Genomic DNA, 15,712 nt, shown 5'->3' on the forward strand with positions numbered 1-15,712 from the left:
CTACCTTTGTTTTCGATTTTTTTTCTATTTTAACTCTATAAAAGTATTCATATGACTAAAAAATCATTGTGCAACGAAGAAGATTTTAACGAGTTTTACCGATCTAACATTCAGTTTGTTACAAACTTTTCATCGTATAAATCTAATGATAAAGATACTGCCCTAGATTTAATACAAGAAGCTTTTTTAAGAATGTGGGAAAAATGTTCAGAAATATCGTATGAAAAAGCAAAATCGTACTTATTTACTAGCGTAAACAATCTTTTTTTAAACAAATTAAAGCATGAAAAAGTGGTTTTAAATTATGCTAAAAACTCCCCTTATATAGACATTAATAATCAAAGTCCGGAATACTTATTAGAAGAAGAAGAATTTAAAGATAAACTAAAAAATGCCATTGAAAACTTAACAGAAGCCGAACGCGAAGTTTTTTTGTTAAATAGAATCGATGGTAAAAAATATAGAGAAATAGCAGAATTACTCAACATTTCTCAAAAAGCAGTAGAAAAAAGGATGTCTTCTGCATTAAAAAAACTAAGAACAAAAATAGAATTATTATAAGGGTAGGGAAATTTGCTTCTTTGTTGTCTAAAAGTTAGTTAAGTACGAAAATGAAAGATGAGAAATACATATTAAAATGGTTAAACGGAGAAATTCCTGACGAAGAATTGTCTCTATTAAAACAAGATAAAAGCTTTAAAAATCTTGAAAAAATAGCGCATTATTCTTCTCAAATAGAAACTCCTAAAGTAGACATTGAAAAAGCTCTTAAAGAGTTTGGATTGAAAAAAACTACTGTCAAGAAAAGCAAAGTTATTTCATTTAATTATAAGAGTGTATACAAGTACGCCGCTGCTGTAATTGTATTATTAGTTTCTTCCTACTTTTTATTTTTTAACAACTCCGCTAGCTTTAGTACGCAATATGCTGAAACAAAAACCTTCAATTTACCTGATAATTCAGAGGTAATATTAAATGCTAATTCTAACATTTCTTTCAATAAAAAAAAATGGGAAGACAATAGAAATTTACAACTTGATGGAGAAGCCTATTTTAAGGTAAAAAAAGGGAAATCTTTTACTGTAAATACTTCTTTGGGTAAGGTTACAGTTTTAGGAACTCAGTTTAATGTCAAGAAACGTAAAAACTTTTTTGAAGTAAAAACTTTTGAAGGATTGGTGAGTGTACAATATAAAAACACTTTAGTAAAATTAGCCAAAGGAAAGGTTTTTAAGGTAATCAACGATACGATTCAAGGTGTTACTACGTTTAATATTAACGATAAGTATTGGCTACAAAATGAATCTAATTTTAAAAGTATTCCTCTAAAATTTGTAATTGACGATTTACAAAATCAATATGATTATACCGTAAGTACCAAAAATATAAATCTAGATCAACTTTATACTGGTGGTTTTACTCACACCGATATAAATATAGCTTTACAAGCTATTACGATTCCGCTACAGTTATCATATACAATAGAAGGTAAAAACATTACTATTTATAAAAATGATAAGTAAAAAAATAACTTTTCTAGTTCTTTTTATTTTTTCTCTTGCTGTAAAGGCTCAAGATAATACTGTGAAAACTCTACTAAAAGACGTTTTGGTAGAAATTGAAAAAAAGCACCAAGTAACATTTACATACTCTGACAAAGACTTAGAGAATATATACATCGTAAAACCCAATAGCGATTTATCATTAACAGAAACTATAAGCTACTTAAAGTCTGTCACTCCTTTTAATCTTAAAGTTTTAGATAATCGGTTTATTACCATATCATACTTAGAAAAGAAAATCTCCATTTGCGGAAAAATTATAGATTCTAACACATCCGAACCGTTGGTCTTGGCTACGATTTTAATAAATAATACTAGTAAGGGTACTTCCTCTGATAATAATGGTGAGTTTAACCTAGGTTCTGTCCCTGCTAATGCCGAAATTACTATTTCGTATGTAGGGTACCAATCTATTACACTACCTGCTAAAAATTTATTTACTAACAATTCATGTAAAGAAATTTATTTAGATGACTTAATGGAAAAACTACCAGAAGTAATAATTCCAACCCTATTAACTACTGGACTACAAAAAAACATAGATGGAAGTATTGTTTTAAATACAAAAAAGTTTGGAATTCTACCTGGTTTAATTGAACCCGATATTTTAAAAACTATTAAGGTTCTTCCAGGAGTAGAAAGTATAAACGAAAGTGTATCTAATATTAATGTAAGAGGTGGTACCAATGATCAAAACTTAATGCTTTGGGATGGGATAAAGATGTATCATACTAGTCATTTTTTTGGTCTAATTTCAGCATACAATCCTTACTTAACCCAAAAGGCAACAGTAACCAAAAATGGTACCAGTACAAAGTTTAGTGATGGTGTTTCAAGTACAATCAGTATGCAAACAACAAACAATATTTCAGATGTAATTTCTGGAGGGGCTGGTTTTAATTTATTAAGTGCTGATGCTTTTATACAAATACCTATAACTAAAAAATTAGGGCTTCATGCTTCAGTTAGAAGATCTATTACCGATTTTCTGGATACCCCTACCTATGACAAATATTTTAGTAGAAGTTTTCAAGAAAACTCTATAGCTTCGAACAAAGAAAATGAAGCTTCTACCGATTTTTATTTTTATGATTATTCTTTTAAAATTCTATACGACATTAATCAACATCATTTATTACGAGCCAATTTAATAAACATACAAAACAGCTTAGACTATACCGAAGAATATACCTCTGGAAGCACAACCATTGAAGAAAACAGTTTATTAAAACAAGAAAATATTGGAGCTAATATTAGTTGGAATGCTAAATGGACTTCTAGCTTTTCTACAGAATTTTCTGCTTTTATTTCAGATTACAAAATAAACTCATCAGACTTCAATAAAGAGACTGACCAGTTTCAAACTCAATTTAATAATGTTCTAGAAACTGAAATTAAGTTTACTACAAACCACCTTCTTTCTGATGCTATAACTCTTACCAATGGTGCTGTTTTTAACGAAATAGGTGTTGCTAATAAAACAACTGTAAATGCACCTACTTATTCAAAATCTGTAAAAGAAGTTTTGCTTAAATCTGCTCTTTTTTCTGAAATAGAGCTTCATAAAAACAATACGTATGCAAGGTTTGGTTTACGTGCCAATTACTTTCACGATTTCAATAAGTTTATTGTGGAACCAAGAATTAATGTTAGACAAAAATTACGTAATGGTTTCTTTTTAAAATTAGCCGGAGAATTTAAAAACCAAACAACCACACAGAAAATAGACTTTCAGGATAACTTTTTAGGTATTGAAAAAAGAAGATGGGTTTTAGCAGATAACAATAAAACTCCAATCATAAAAAGTAAACAAGCATCCTTTGGAACCGAGTATTCTAAAAACAACCTACAAATAGACATAGTAGGATTTTACAAATTTGTTGAAGGGATAACTGTTGCTAATCAAGGATTCTATAACAATGTTCAAACACTAAATTCTATAGGAGATTATACAGTAAAAGGAGTTGAATTTTTAGTTAATAAGAAAAGTGAGAAAATTAGTACTTGGATAAGTTATACTTTTTCTGAAAACAATTATGATTTTACAGAATTTACACCTAATACATTTCCTAGTAGTTTAGATATTATACATTCTTTTAGTAGTGCTTTAAATTATAATTTAAATAATAATATTAAGTTCTCTTTAGGGGCTATCTTACGTTCTGGAACCCCATATACAAAACCAGTTGAAGGTAATGAAACAATACAAGATGGTAATAGAATCATAGTAAATTACGATACACCTAATCAAGATAGACTTCAAAATTTCTTCAGAGTTAATACTTCATTGAGTTATAATTTCAATCTGTCAAAAAAATTAAAGTCAACTGCTAGAGTTGGTTTTACCAATATTACAAACAGAAAAAATGTAGTAAATACTTATTATATTGTTGATGAAAATAATACTGATAAAACTAAAAGAATAGATACTTACTCATTACCTTTCACCCCCAACCTTAGCTTCAGAATTGACTTTTAATTCTTATAAAATCTTCCTCAATTTTTAACACTACTAACTCAAAAATACATCGTAACAATTTCTTAACTTTGCTGCTTTAAACTGAGAGCTATGGGATTAAATCTTTCTAATGTTGATAGAGTAAAAACTATTACCAAAGAAGACTTTATCAAAAACTATTTTAAACCACAAAAGCCTGTGGTAATTGAACGCTTTATTGAAGATTGGCCTGCATATTCTAAATGGTCTTTAGACTATATGAAAGAAATTGCTGGTGACAAAACTGTTCCTTTATATGATGACAGGCCTGTTGATTATAAAGATGGTTTCAATGAGCCTCATGCCACTATGAAGATGAGTGAATATGTAGATTTATTAAAACGTGAACCTACTAAATTCAGGATTTTTTTATGGAATATTTTAAAGGAGGTACCTCAGTTACAAAATGATTTTAAGTTTCCTGATTTTGGCTTACGCTTAATGAAGGGCTTACCTATGTTGTTTTTTGGCGGACGCGATTCATATACATTTATGCATTATGATATTGACTTAGCTAATATCTTCCACTTCCATTTTGAAGGAAAAAAGAAATGTATTTTATTTGATCAGAAGCAAAACAATTTTTTATACAAAATTCCACATTCATTAATTACTCGTGAAGATATTGATTTTAACGACCCTGATTTTGATAAGTGGCCTGCATTAAAAAAAGCTAAAGGATATGTTGCTGAGTTAGAACATGGAAATGTGTTGTATATGCCTGAAGGGTATTGGCACTATATGCGTTATGTTACTCCTGGTTTTTCTATGAGTTTACGTGCTATTGCTCGTACACCTAAAAACTTAGGAAAAGCTGTTTACAATGTATTTGTAATGCGCACAGTTGATAATTTTATGCGTCGTATAAAAGGTCAAAAATGGATTGACTGGAAAAATGAACAAGCAATAGCGAGAACAAATAAAGCAAATAAAATTGCATCATAAAAAAAGCGCCTTACGGCGCTTTTTCTTTTATTCCTGTTTTCCAAAAAGTCTTTGAAAAAAGTTTTTAGTCTTTGTTTTTGTTTCTTTAAACTCTTCCTTTGCTTCTTCAGCAAAATTAGCTAAGTGTTCACTAGCATCTCCTGCAACTTCTGAAGCCTTTTCTGTTATATCATCTGCTACTTCTTTAGCTTCGTCAACTAGTTCATTCGCTTTCTCTTTTGCTTTTTGAACAGATTCATCAGAAACAATTTCTTGAACTTTCTCTTTTACGTCTTCAATCATGTCTACAAAATGTTCACTAGCTTCTCCAACCAACTCACTCGCTTTTTCTGTTACATTGTCCATAACATCTTTAGCTTTATCTAAAGCTTCGTTTAAGCTATTATCTTTTGTATTCTTTTCTTCAGACATGATAAGAAAATTATAGAAAAAAGGTTAAAACCAACCTCTTTGGTTTACTTGGTAAGTATCAATAAACTCTTGGTCAGATTTAGTTAAATAAATAATTCCTTCAATTAAACCTATAGTACTAGTTAGTATACCTCCAATCCCAAGAGTCAATACTGTTATTAACAACATTATAACTCCTTCTTTAGTATATCCCAACACAAATTTATGGATACCTAAATATCCTAATAAAATACCTAGAACACCTGCAATTACTCGTTTACTTTCTTGATTAGGAACTATATTCCCGTTTTCATCAACTATATTCATCTTTCTGTTTCTTTATAAGTTATAAGTTGTTAAATTTATAAAAAAGCTTCGTCTTTTGGCTCCCATAATTCAATTTTATTTCCATCTAAATCCAATATCCATCCAAATTTACCATAATCATATTCTTCTACCTTATCAATAACCGTTACTCCTTTTTCTTTTAACTCCTCTAATAGTTCAATCAAGTTTTCAACTCTATAGTTAAGCATAAAGTCTTTTTTAGAAGGCTGAAAATAATTAGTGTCTTTATCAAACGGACTCCATTGTGTAGATGCTTTTTTATCGTTAGTATCTTTCCACCAAAATGTACAACCCCAATCATCAGTATTAAATCCTAAATTATTTTTATACCATTCTTTGGTCGCTTTTGGGTCTTCTGTTTTAAAGAATACTCCTCCTATTCCTGTTACTTTACCTTTTTTCATTTTATTTATTTTTTATGACAGATTCGTAAATAGACACCCATTCATCAACAGATATTTTCGTACACAATTCAGCTATCAAATCGTATGGGATATCATCCATTTTTTTAAAACGGATGCAACTTTTACCCATATCTAATTTTCGTTTAGCATGTTTTGGATATTCAGCTACAAACCAATCGTGCAACTCTTTTTTTGCATAAATTCCACTGTGATATAAGTTTACTGAATTCTTTTGCGACGCTAAATTCATAAAAGGTAACGGTAATTTTGGGTCACAATGATAGCCCTCAGGATATTTCGAATGAGGAACATAATATCCAATCATATTATAGTTGATTCCTTCTTCAAAACCTTCAGGTAAATTTTTCCGAATGACTGCTTGAATTCTCTTTATTACCTCTTGCCTCTCTTTAGGTAATTGAGTTATATATTCTTCTACTGTTGATGCCTCATATTTCATGCTACATGAATTTGAAGCTACAAGTTAGCAAAATTTTACTTTGATTTTATCAACTATCGTTTGCGCTAATTTTTCTTTACTTTCTATGGTCCACCCAGCTACGTGAGGGGAAAGTAACACATTTTCTGCATGAATTAAGTATTCAAAAGCTTCTGGTATTTCTTGACTTGTAAACAGGTTTTCAAACGATTTTTTTTCATACTCCAAAACATCTAAACCTGCTCCTAATATTTTTCTTGATTTTAAAGCTTCAACCAAATCTTTTGTCACTACCGATTTTCCTCGTGCGGTATTTAACAGCCAAAAAGGATTTGAAAAACCATTAATAAACTCTGAGTTAACCATATTCTCTGTTAACCCTGTTTGTGGAGTGTGTAAACTTAAAACTTCAGCTCTTTTTTGAAGTTCTTCTAAAGAAACTTGTTCGCAATTTTCATCACCTACATTTGGTTTAATATCGTAACAAATAACTTCTACATCAAACCCTCGAAGTTTTTTTACAAAAGCTTTTCCCATGTTCCCATAACCTATAATCCCCACCGTTTTTCCATCTAACTCAATCCCTCTATTTTCTTCTCGTAACCATTTTCCTTCTCGTACTTCTTTATCTGCCTTATTCAATTTATTAAAGAGAGAAAGTAACATTCCTAAAGTGTGCTCTCCTACCGCATTTCGATTTCCTTCAGGTGCTGAAATAAGCTTCACTCCTCTTTTTTCAGCATACTCACAGTCAATATTTTCTAAACCTGCTCCCACACGACCAATAAACTTCAAGTTTGTTGCTTTGTCTAAAAATTGGCTATCTATGGTAAAACGACTTCGAATAACAATTCCATCATATTGATGAATTTTTGTTTCGATTTCTAATTTTGTAGATGTGTAATCTTCATTATTCTCAAAACCTAACTCTTGGAGTTGTTTTAACAATAAAGGGTGATTAGTATCTAAATGAAGTATTTTCATTTTTTAATTCTGTTCTAAAACAAAAAAAGCCTTCCAAAAGAAGACTTTTTATTATTAATATTGTTCGTTTTCGTTTGGAAAGTCCTTGTTTTTTACATCTGCAATATACTGCTCAAATGCATTTGTCATTTCGGTATGTAAATCTAAATATCTACGTAAAAAACGAGGATTAAACTCATGTGTCATTCCTAACATGTCATGCATTACTAGTACTTGTCCATCAACACCTCCTCCGGCTCCAATTCCAATAACCGGAATTGTTAATGCTTCCGCTACTTTTTGAGCTAATTTTGCTGGTACTTTTTCAAGAACAAGAGCAAAACATCCTAATCTTTCTAACATTAAAGCGTCTTGCATTAATTTTTCTGCTTCTTCCTCTTCTTTTGCTCTTACTGTATAAGTTCCAAATTTATAAATAGACTGCGGTGTTAATCCTAAATGTCCCATTACTGGAATTCCAGCATTTAAAATTCGTTTAATTGAATCTTTAATTTCTTTCCCTCCTTCTAATTTAATCGAGTGTGCGCCGCTTTCTTTCATTATTCGGATAGCTGAACGTAACGCTTCTTTAGGGTCTGATTGGTAACTACCAAAAGGTAAATCTACCACAACCAAGCAACGATCAATTCCTCTTACTACAGAACAAGCATGATAAATCATTTGATCTAAAGTAATTGGTAATGTTGTTTCGTGCCCTGCCATTACATTTGATGCTGAATCACCAACCAAAATCACATCTATTCCTGCACCATCAACAATTTTTGCCATGGTGTAATCATAAGCTGTAAGCATAGAGATTTTTTCTCCGTTAGCTTTCATCTCTACAAGAGATTTTGTGGTAACTCTTTTATATTGTTTTTTTGCTACTGACATTTCTTTTGTTTTATGGATTGTAAAAATACATAATTATTCAATGGTTTTATTTACTTCCTCTTTATAAGAACTTTCTTTCCTTCTTTCAAAAGCCGTTAATCTTCTGTTAATTAAACTTTAGTCTTTTATTTTTTTGATAGTTTTACTTATCGAAATCAAACTAACATGCAAAAGATACTCACCTTACTTATAGTTATCATTCTTTCAGCTGTAGTAAACGCACAAGAAAAACTTGAAGAAAAAGCTATTAAAAATACTATTGAAATCTTTTTTGACGGATTACATAAAGGTGATAGTACCTTAGTTAGTTCAACTCTACACCCGGCTATTAAAATACAAACAACTTTTACCAACAAAAAAGGTGAAAATGTACTAGTTACTGAAACTAGAAATAAATTACTTACCAATATTGCTAATAAAAAAATAGAGCATACATATTTAGAAAAAGTATTGTCTTTGGATGTTAAAATTGATGGTAATTTAGCTTCTGTATGGACTCCTTATGAATTTTATTTAAATGACAAGTTTAGTCATTGTGGTGCAAACTCATTTCAGCTTTTCAATAATAATGGAAAATGGGAAATCATTTACTTGGTTGATATGAGGCGTAGAGGTAATTGTGAAGCAAACAGACAATAAATACATGAAAAAACTTAGTTTACTTTTCTTACTTTTTTCCTGTTTCTGTTTTGCTCAAGAATCAAAACTTTTTATGCCTGAATTGTTTGAAGGGTTGCCTAATGTAAGGGATTTTTCAATGAGCAAAAATCATGATGAGTTTTATTTTACTGTAGAAAGTTATTTAAAAGAATTTTCTTTTATAGCCTATTCAAAAAAAGTAGAAGGGAAATGGCAAAAACCTAAAGTTGTTGATTTTTCTGGTCAACACAAAGATTTAGAACCTTTTTTATCTCCTGATGGATTGCAACTCTTTTTTGCTTCTAATAGAAAAGACAATATCTCTGGAGAGATAAAAAAAGATATGGATATATGGTATGTTACAAGAAAATCTTTATCTGATGACTGGTCTGAAGCTATAAATGTTGGAGCTACTATAAACACGACAGCTGATGAATTTTATCCTTCAGTAACTGAAAAAGGAGATTTATTTTTTACTGCCGAATACGAAAATTCAAAAGGTAAAGAAGATATTTATGTAAGTAGATTGGTTGATGGAGTTTATACAAAACCAACTCCTCTTGATTCTGGAGTAAACTCAGAGAAATATGAATTTAATGCCTTTGTAGCACCCGATGAAAGTTTTATCATCTTTACCTCATATGGTAGAAAAGATGATATGGGAAGAGGTGATTTGTATATCAGTAAAAAAGACGAAAATAACCAATGGCAGCCAGCTACTCACTTAACAAGTATCAATTCTAACAAATTAGACTATTGTCCGTTTGTTGATATGAGTACGAATACCTTGTATTTTACTACAAATATTTCAGCTATCACTAAATCTCTACCCAAAAAAATGATTATGAATGAAATTATCAATTATATAAACCAAAATCCTAATGGATTAAGTAGAATTTATGTAACCTCTTTCGTCAAAAAATAGCCTTATCTTTGAATAAATGACTCAACCAGCTTCTAACATATTATCACCTGACAAATGGGTAGACAACTATGCTGATTATTTATTTAATTACGCTATAGCTCGTGTAAATAATGCGAATGTTGCCAAAGATTTGGTACAAGAAACGTTTTTTGCGGGGCTTAAATCTGCTAAAAATTTTGAAGGAAAATCCACTGAAAGAACATGGTTAATTTCAATATTAAAGCGAAAAATTATTGATTACTATCGAAAAATAAACTCTAAAAAAGGACAAGCGGAAGTTAGAGTAAATTTTTATGATAGTGGTGACAATGAAGGTAGCTGGATTGAAGAGCGTGTACCACAATCCTGGAACAATGAAGCTGAAAAAAACATTGAAAATGAAGAACTGAGAATTCAATTAGATAAGTGTATTGATAAGTTACCAGAAAAATATGCCATGGTTTTTAGAATGAAAACTATTCAACAATTTGAAACTGAGGATATTTGTAAGGAGTTAAATATTTCTCCGTCGAATTTATGGGTTATCATTCACAGAGCACGAACACAATTAAGAAGTTGTATGGAAAAAAACTGGTTTAATAAGTAATAACAATGTTTAAATTTTTTAAAATCACATGTGATCAAGCTACTACTATTTGCGATAAAAGTCAATATGGTGAAGCTTCAGTATATGAAAAAATGCAACTTAATTGGCATTTACTAGTTTGTAAAATTTGTGCTTTGTACTCTAAACAAAACAAAAAAATGTCCGAAATTTTTAACCTAAAAAATGGTCATTGCAATAAAAATAATGCTTGTTTATCTACCAAGGATAAAGAAGCTTTGAAAGAACAATTAAATAATTTTAATTAACCGATTTGGTTTTTAAAACCATTTTTTTGATTTTTTGTTAGATTGAGACGGAATTTATCGTAGTGATAAATTCCGTTTTTTTAATTTTGCTCTAGAAAAAATAATAGTATGCACTTTTTACCAGAAAAACTAGATAATTATGTTGTTAAGCATTCCCAAGCTGAACCAAAACTTCTGCAAGAATTAAGTAGAGAAACTTGGCAAAAAGTATTAAACCCTCGTATGTTGAGCGGTGCTTTTCAAGGAAGGGTTTTATCCATGATTTCAAAATTAGTTCAACCTAAATCAATATTAGAAATAGGTACTTATACAGGATATTCTGCTTTATGTTTAGCTGAAGGACTATCAAAGAATGGAATGATTCATACTATTGATAAAAATGAAGAATTGGAAGAACTTCAGCATAAGTATTTTCAAAAATCCGCATATAAAAATCAAATAACTCAATATGTTGGAAATGCTTTAGATATCATCCCAACTATCAATACCAAATTTGATTTAGTGTTTATAGATGCCGATAAATCTAACTATGTAAACTATTTTCATTTGATTATTGAAAAAATGAATAAAGGGGGAATTATCTTATCCGATAATGTGCTTTGGAGCGGTAAAGTAGTTGAAGAGCTAGATCCTAAAGATATAGACACTAAAATTCTTTTAGAGTATAATAGCCTCTTAAATGAAGATAATCGCTTAGAAACCGTTTTATTACCCATACGAGACGGTTTAACAATTAGTAGAGTTATATAAAAACAAAAAGCAAACCTTAAGGTTTGCTTTTTAACTTTATGACTGTGATAAGCATTTAATTATGAGTTAATCTTTCAGCAATAAATAACTCTTTTGCATAGTCTTCAATAAAAGCATCTATTTGCCATTTTTCTATCCCTGGCACACATATAATATGAGCCATATCATTTTCTGAAGCCAATTGGTACTTTTTACATAAAACATCAGATGGTTTATCTAACACCACGGTTAGCGCTTCATTATTTCTCCAAGCTTTTACTCCTATTTCGTTTAACTTTTGTTCTGTATAAGCCGCTAATTCTTGTGATTTTCTTGCTCTGGATATCAATCCTTCTTTCCCATGTTTTTCTATAAAAGCCCATAACAATAAAGGTGTCAATCCATTTCTTGAACCCGTAATCGTAGTATCCAAAGTTCCAACGTATGAAACTGAGTTTACTATCCTATTTCTATGCTTACGTTTTGCCAAAACAATTCCACAAGGTATAGGTCCTCCAATAAATTTATGTCCAGATATGGAAATACTATCAATTCCTTCTGCAAAATCAAATTTTGGTTTTGGATCAACAAAAGGAGCAATACATCCCAAAAATGCAGCATCACAATGAATGTAATAATCTTTGATAGCGTACTTTTTAATAATCTCTTTTATTTTATCTAAGTCATCCACAGCTTCTGTCATAGTAGTTCCAATATTTAAAAAGAAAACTGCTGGCTTGTCTCTATGTAGGGTTATAAGATTCTCTAAATCTTCATAATCGATTTCTCCATTATCCTGACTTCTAACTACTATGTTCTTTATGTTTAAAAGGTGTAAATTCTTTTTTACACTGTAGTGTGTAGATTCACTATAATAGACTACCGAATTATTAAAACTTTCTCTCGCTAAATACAATCCATAAAGATTTCCTTCTGTACCTCCATTGGTAACATAACCCCATACATCATTAGTTGAAGAAGATAACATGTTGGCAAAAAAACTAATAACTTCTCTTTCAACATCCTTTGTATCTATAGATAATGTTGAAGGGGACTCAGGATCACCTACATTGTTAATACATAAATTTAAAAAAGGTGCAAATTCACTGTAATTGAAATCTTTTGCCAAAGGATAACCAAGAAAATGAGATGAAGCCTCGCTAATTCTATCATAAATTTCTTTTATTCTGCTCATACCTACCAGTTTTAAATATTATTAAATTACTTAACAAATATATTCTTAAAGGATATATCTCTACAAAACACATGTCAATAAAGAAAAAAAAGCTATTTTTAAGTTTTAAACAGGTATAAATACTTTTTAAAAGCAAAAAAGTATTTTAAAACAGAAAAACTTACCATGCATCAATTAGATAACGTAGATAAAAAGCTCTTAGAAGAATTACAAAAAGACTGTAAACAATCTATAAAACAACTAGCAAACAAGGTAAACCTATCTATAACTCCAACACACGAGCGTATTAAAAAAATGGAGACAATTGGAATTATAGACAAATACGTTGCCTTATTAAACCTAGAAACTATTGAAAAGAGTTTAATTGTGTATTGTCAGGTAACCTTGGTAAAACATCAAGAAACAGCCTTTAAAGAATTTGAAGAGTATATGTCAAAAATAGATGAAATCGTAGAAGTATCTTACATCGCTGGTGTTTACGATTTCTTATTAAAAGTTGTTTTGAAAGACATGAACGAATATCAAGATTTTGTATTAAAAAAATTATCGCAGTTAGAAGTCATTTCTAACATTCAAAGCTCATTTGTAATGAAGCAAGTAAAGAATACCACAAAAATAAAATTGGCATAGTTTTTAAAAACTATGCTAATTTTATTGATTTAACGATTTCTTTTTATCGGTCCTGTAAAATCATCAATATTATCTTTTACTTCGTTTACTTCTTTATTTATATCTCTTACGAAATCAGTATCTATGCCTTGACTTTTGGCACTTTCATTAATTTCTCGCTTAATATCATTTGTAGCATCTTTAATTTGACGCATACCCTTTCCTAGCCCTCTAGCTATTTCAGGGATTTTATCGGCTCCAAAGAGCATCACCACGATTAACAAGATTACAAAAATCTCTGGTCCTCCAATAAATAAAAATATTCCATTCATCACTGCAAAGATAGTTAAATTCAAAATGCTTTCCTTTATAGAATAAAAAAAAGCAACCATATTGGTTGCTTTTTTATTTTATGATAAAACGTATTAGTCTGCAAGAATAATCGCTTTATTATCTTTCATTTCAATAGTTCCAGATTTAATCTCTAAAGCTAAAACTTTATCGTCTTCTGGTAACCTTTCTATACTGCCATGTAAATCATCAAAAACTATATGACTTTGAGTATGTACGTGTACTTTAACTCTTCCTTCATTTAAAATAGACACTACAGGTGCGTGATTATTTAAAATTTGGAATTCTCCATTTACACCTGGTACTACAACAGAATCAACTTCTGATGAAAATAAAATAGCTTCTGGTGTTACAATTTCTAAATACATAAATTTAATGCTTTAGGCTTTAAGCTATAAGCTTAAGGCAATTAATTACGCTTCTGCTAACATTTTCTCTCCAGCATCAATTGCTTCTTGAATTGATCCTTTTAAGTTAAATGCTGCTTCAGGATACTTATCTAACTCTCCATCCATAATCATGTTGAATCCTTTGATAGTATCTTTAATATCTACTAATACTCCAGGAATACCTGTAAACTGCTCAGCAACGTGGAATGGTTGAGATAAGAAACGTTGTACACGACGTGCTCTATGAACTACTAATTTATCTTCTTCAGATAATTCTTCCATACCTAAAATTGCGATAATATCTTGTAATTCTTTATAACGTTGTAAAATCTCTTTTACTCTTTGTGCACAGTTGTAGTGCTCATCACCTAAAATATCAGCAGTTAAAATTCTTGATGTAGAATCTAATGGGTCAACCGCAGGGTAAATACCTAACTCAGCAATCTTACGAGATAATACTGTAGTAGCATCTAAGTGAGCAAACGTTGTTGCTGGTGCTGGATCCGTTAAGTCATCCGCAGGTACGTAAACCGCTTGTACAGATGTAATAGATCCTTTCTTAGTAGAAGTAATACGCTCTTGCATTGCTCCCATCTCTGTTGCTAATGTTGGCTGGTAACCTACCGCAGATGGCATACGTCCTAATAATGCTGATACCTCAGAACCTGCTTGTGTAAAACGGAAAATATTATCAACGAAGAATAATACGTCTTTTCCTTGTGCTTCACCGGCTCCATCACGGAAATATTCAGCAATTGTTAATCCTGATAAAGCTACACGAGCACGTGCTCCTGGTGGCTCATTCATCTGACCAAATACGAAAGTAGCTTTAGAGTCTCTCATTCCTGGCTTATCTACTTTTGATAAATCCCATCCTCCATTTTCCATAGAGTGCATGAAATCATCACCATATTTGATAATTCCAGATTCTAACATCTCACGTAATAAATCGTTTCCTTCACGAGTTCTTTCACCTACACCTGCGAATACAGATAAACCTCCATGTCCTTTTGCGATGTTGTTAATTAACTCCTGAATTAATACAGTTTTTCCTACTCCTGCTCCTCCAAATAATCCAATTTTACCTCCTTTTGCATAAGGCTCAATTAAATCGATTACTTTAATCCCTGTAAATAACACTTCGGTAGAAGTTGATAAATCTTCAAATTTTGGAGCTGTACGGTGAATTGGTAAACCAGCATCTCCTTCTTTAGGTAAATTTCCTAATCCGTCAATTGCATCACCTGTTACGTTAAATAATCTCCCGTAGATATCATTACCTATTGGCATTTGAATTGGGTTACCTGTAGCAATTACTTCTTGCCCTCTTTGTAAACCATCAGTTGCATCCATCGAAATAGTACGAACTGTATCTTCACCAATATGTTGTTGAACTTCTAAAACTAAAATTGAACCATCGGCTTTTTTAATTTCTAACGAATCATAAATCTTTGGTAATTCAGCATTTTCTGTATTAAACTCAACATCGATTACTGGACCAATAATTTGAGAAACTTTACCTGTTATTGTAGACATTACTATGTGTAATTAAAGTTATTTTATTTACTATATGAGCTTTAG

The 15,712-nt window shown here is 30.7% G+C and carries 20 protein-coding genes; 10 read left to right on the top strand and 10 right to left on the bottom strand.

What is annotated here, in order from left to right; genetic code table 11:
• The first annotated feature begins 51 nt into the window (after nt 1–51).
• The 4 genes from DFQ07_RS15190 (at nt 52) to DFQ07_RS15205 (ending at nt 5,004) form a co-directional block, all read left to right on the top strand.
• The gene (locus DFQ07_RS15190; RefSeq protein WP_133538103.1) at nt 52–561 is read left to right on the top strand and encodes an RNA polymerase sigma factor; all 510 of its coding nucleotides are present in this window, start codon (nt 52–54) and stop codon (nt 559–561) included.
• A gap of 50 nt (nt 562–611) precedes the next feature.
• The gene (locus DFQ07_RS15195) at nt 612–1,523 is read left to right on the top strand and encodes a FecR family protein (protein WP_133538104.1); all 912 of its coding nucleotides are present in this window, start codon (nt 612–614) and stop codon (nt 1,521–1,523) included.
• 61 nt (nt 1,524–1,584) lie between these two features.
• Nucleotides 1,585–4,041 carry a TonB-dependent receptor gene (locus DFQ07_RS15200; RefSeq protein ID WP_317126702.1) on the top strand — a complete coding sequence of 819 codons (2,457 nt, stop codon included), beginning with the start codon at nt 1,585–1,587 and terminating at the stop codon, nt 4,039–4,041.
• A 90-nt stretch (nt 4,042–4,131) separates the two neighbouring features.
• Complete coding sequence (locus DFQ07_RS15205; protein WP_133538106.1) at nt 4,132–5,004, top strand: cupin-like domain-containing protein; 873 nt, start codon at nt 4,132–4,134, stop codon at nt 5,002–5,004.
• A 27-nt stretch (nt 5,005–5,031) separates the two neighbouring features.
• Here DFQ07_RS15205 and DFQ07_RS15210 read toward each other — a convergent pair whose 3' ends face one another.
• From DFQ07_RS15210 to panB, 6 genes are read right to left on the bottom strand one after another with little or no spacing between them, the layout of a single operon-like run.
• Nucleotides 5,032–5,415, bottom strand: a complete 384-nt coding sequence (locus tag DFQ07_RS15210; protein ID WP_133538107.1) for a hypothetical protein — start codon at nt 5,413–5,415, stop codon at nt 5,032–5,034.
• Between the two features lie 24 nt (nt 5,416–5,439).
• A complete protein-coding gene (locus DFQ07_RS15215) occupies nt 5,440–5,721 on the bottom strand; it encodes a TM2 domain-containing protein (protein WP_133538108.1) in 282 nt (93 codons plus the stop codon).
• A 35-nt stretch (nt 5,722–5,756) separates the two neighbouring features.
• On the bottom strand, nt 5,757–6,146 hold the full coding sequence (locus DFQ07_RS15220) for a VOC family protein (RefSeq protein ID WP_133538109.1): 390 nt from the start codon (nt 6,144–6,146) through the stop codon (nt 5,757–5,759).
• 1 nt (nt 6,147) lies between these two features.
• Nucleotides 6,148–6,606 carry a DUF1801 domain-containing protein gene (locus DFQ07_RS15225; protein ID WP_133538110.1) on the bottom strand — a complete coding sequence of 153 codons (459 nt, stop codon included), beginning with the start codon at nt 6,604–6,606 and terminating at the stop codon, nt 6,148–6,150.
• A gap of 24 nt (nt 6,607–6,630) precedes the next feature.
• The gene (locus tag DFQ07_RS15230) at nt 6,631–7,569 is read right to left on the bottom strand and encodes a 2-hydroxyacid dehydrogenase (protein ID WP_133538111.1); all 939 of its coding nucleotides are present in this window, start codon (nt 7,567–7,569) and stop codon (nt 6,631–6,633) included.
• 54 nt (nt 7,570–7,623) lie between these two features.
• Complete coding sequence (gene panB, locus DFQ07_RS15235) at nt 7,624–8,442, bottom strand: 3-methyl-2-oxobutanoate hydroxymethyltransferase (protein WP_133538112.1); 819 nt, start codon at nt 8,440–8,442, stop codon at nt 7,624–7,626.
• Between the two features lie 165 nt (nt 8,443–8,607).
• On the opposite strand from panB, the gene DFQ07_RS15240 reads away from it, so the two are divergent.
• From DFQ07_RS15240 to DFQ07_RS15260, 5 genes are all read left to right on the top strand, one after another.
• Nucleotides 8,608–9,081 (top strand): nuclear transport factor 2 family protein, encoded by a 474-nt coding sequence (locus tag DFQ07_RS15240; RefSeq protein ID WP_133538113.1) that lies wholly within the window; start codon nt 8,608–8,610, stop codon nt 9,079–9,081.
• Nucleotides 9,082–9,154: 73 nt separating this feature from the next.
• Entirely contained in the window at nt 9,155–10,006 is an 852-nt protein-coding gene (locus DFQ07_RS15245) for a TolB family protein (protein WP_208107710.1), read from the top strand.
• A 16-nt stretch (nt 10,007–10,022) separates the two neighbouring features.
• A complete protein-coding gene (locus tag DFQ07_RS15250) occupies nt 10,023–10,592 on the top strand; it encodes a sigma-70 family RNA polymerase sigma factor (protein WP_133538115.1) in 570 nt (189 codons plus the stop codon).
• A gap of 5 nt (nt 10,593–10,597) precedes the next feature.
• Nucleotides 10,598–10,858 carry a hypothetical protein gene (locus DFQ07_RS15255; RefSeq protein WP_133538116.1) on the top strand — a complete coding sequence of 87 codons (261 nt, stop codon included), beginning with the start codon at nt 10,598–10,600 and terminating at the stop codon, nt 10,856–10,858.
• Nucleotides 10,859–10,966: 108 nt separating this feature from the next.
• Nucleotides 10,967–11,608, top strand: coding sequence for an O-methyltransferase (locus tag DFQ07_RS15260; RefSeq protein ID WP_133538117.1), 642 nt, complete (start codon nt 10,967–10,969; stop codon nt 11,606–11,608).
• A 55-nt stretch (nt 11,609–11,663) separates the two neighbouring features.
• On the opposite strand, the gene DFQ07_RS15265 is transcribed toward DFQ07_RS15260, so the two are convergent.
• Nucleotides 11,664–12,782, bottom strand: a complete 1,119-nt coding sequence (locus tag DFQ07_RS15265; protein WP_133538118.1) for a histidine decarboxylase — start codon at nt 12,780–12,782, stop codon at nt 11,664–11,666.
• 165 nt (nt 12,783–12,947) lie between these two features.
• Between DFQ07_RS15265 and DFQ07_RS15270 the strand changes: the two genes are divergently transcribed.
• Nucleotides 12,948–13,412 (top strand): Lrp/AsnC family transcriptional regulator, encoded by a 465-nt coding sequence (locus DFQ07_RS15270; RefSeq protein WP_133538119.1) that lies wholly within the window; start codon nt 12,948–12,950, stop codon nt 13,410–13,412.
• A gap of 29 nt (nt 13,413–13,441) precedes the next feature.
• On the opposite strand, the gene DFQ07_RS15275 is transcribed toward DFQ07_RS15270, so the two are convergent.
• From DFQ07_RS15275 to atpD, 3 genes are all read right to left on the bottom strand, one after another.
• Nucleotides 13,442–13,723 carry a Sec-independent protein translocase subunit TatA/TatB gene (locus DFQ07_RS15275; RefSeq protein WP_133538120.1) on the bottom strand — a complete coding sequence of 94 codons (282 nt, stop codon included), beginning with the start codon at nt 13,721–13,723 and terminating at the stop codon, nt 13,442–13,444.
• Nucleotides 13,724–13,816: 93 nt separating this feature from the next.
• Entirely contained in the window at nt 13,817–14,110 is a 294-nt protein-coding gene (locus DFQ07_RS15280; protein ID WP_133538121.1) for a FoF1 ATP synthase subunit delta/epsilon, read from the bottom strand.
• A 45-nt stretch (nt 14,111–14,155) separates the two neighbouring features.
• Nucleotides 14,156–15,667, bottom strand: coding sequence for a F0F1 ATP synthase subunit beta (gene atpD, locus DFQ07_RS15285; protein ID WP_133538122.1), 1,512 nt, complete (start codon nt 15,665–15,667; stop codon nt 14,156–14,158).
• Nucleotides 15,668–15,712: the final 45 nt, after the last annotated feature.

The sequence above is a fragment of the Tenacibaculum caenipelagi genome, from assembly GCF_004363005.1.
Lineage (GTDB): Bacteria > Bacteroidota > Bacteroidia > Flavobacteriales > Flavobacteriaceae > Polaribacter > Polaribacter caenipelagi.